Here is a 1,072-nt window from a genome sequence, read left to right on the forward strand (position 1 = left end):
CTCCCACCCGCCGGCTCCTTACAGAGCCGCTACAAGCTTACGGATATTGGCCAACTTCTCCATGAAGGTTTTGTTCGACTTGGCTACCTGCATGTCGTAATCGGCTTGCAGTCTGATCCAGATCTCCGCATCAATTCCCAATGCGGCTTCGAACAGCAACGCATACTCGGTCGAGACGGCACGTTTGCCGTTCAATATCTCGTTGAGCAGCGTAGGCGAGATACCCATCTGTGCGGCAAGCTTCCGTTGCGACAGACCACGATATTCTATCTCGTCCTTTATCATTTCTCCGGGATGAATCGGTTCCGAAGGAGTCAGATTGTTGGCTATCATTTTGGGGTCAACGCCTTTCAAGGTAATCATAGTGCTTCTTATTTATAATGATGGGATAAGCAGGAAATGCTCGTAAAGCTCCTGCAAACGGCTGTTTTCGGAGGTGACGGCCAATGCATTTCCACTTACAGAAACAAAGATACTACCTTCATCGGGCATTCACAAATATGTGAACACTTCTTTTTATACACCTCACTCCTTCCCACTCCGGGGGCTTTACCTATTAATGGTTATTGACGCGAACGTTCCGAAGGAGGGAGGGAGAGAACGGGCGGCATAAATACCAAAAACTGGCGATTGCGGAAGTACCTTTTTCTGCGGAACTTTGCAGCCGGATAACCAAGTACATAAACAGCGTGAAAACAAGTACATTTACACTATGGGTGGCAGTCCTGATGTGCCTGTCGGCAGCAGGGATGCTCCGCGCACAGGACTTCCACGGCAAAGGTCACCGATGCCTGGTATCGGGCAAAGTTACTTCGACCGAGAAAGAAACAGTCGATTTCGCCACCGTTTACCTGAAAGGGACTTCCTTCGGCGGCACAACCAACGGCGAAGGGCGTTTCCGCATCAAGGCTCCTGAGGGGAAATATACATTGGTCGTCTCGGCCGTAGGCTACAAGACGGTGGAGCAGCCACTGGACCTGCAACGCGGCGAGGAACGCGAGGTGAACATCACCATCGCCCCCGACGTGCAGCAGTTAGACGAAGTGACCGTCGTTTCGACCGGTGTCGGCCG

2 protein-coding genes are annotated in these 1,072 nt (G+C 51.8%); one reads left to right on the forward strand and one right to left on the reverse strand.

Annotation, left to right across the window (positions count from 1 at the left end; all coding sequences use genetic code 11):
- Nucleotides 1-18 precede the first annotated feature (18 nt).
- Nucleotides 19-363 (reverse strand): HigA family addiction module antitoxin, encoded by a 345-nt coding sequence (locus tag QVP67_RS02335; RefSeq protein ID WP_022161948.1) that lies wholly within the window; start codon nt 361-363, stop codon nt 19-21.
- A 386-nt stretch (nt 364-749) separates the two neighbouring features.
- Here QVP67_RS02335 and QVP67_RS02340 point away from each other — a divergent pair.
- Nucleotides 750-1,072: carboxypeptidase-like regulatory domain-containing protein (locus QVP67_RS02340; RefSeq protein WP_288179819.1), on the forward strand; the 323-nt coding region annotated here is incomplete at its 3' end.

Origin of the sequence: Bacteroides sp. CAG:633 (assembly GCF_000435115.1) — a bacterium.
Taxonomy (GTDB): domain Bacteria; phylum Bacteroidota; class Bacteroidia; order Bacteroidales; family Bacteroidaceae; genus Bacteroides; species Bacteroides ndongoniae.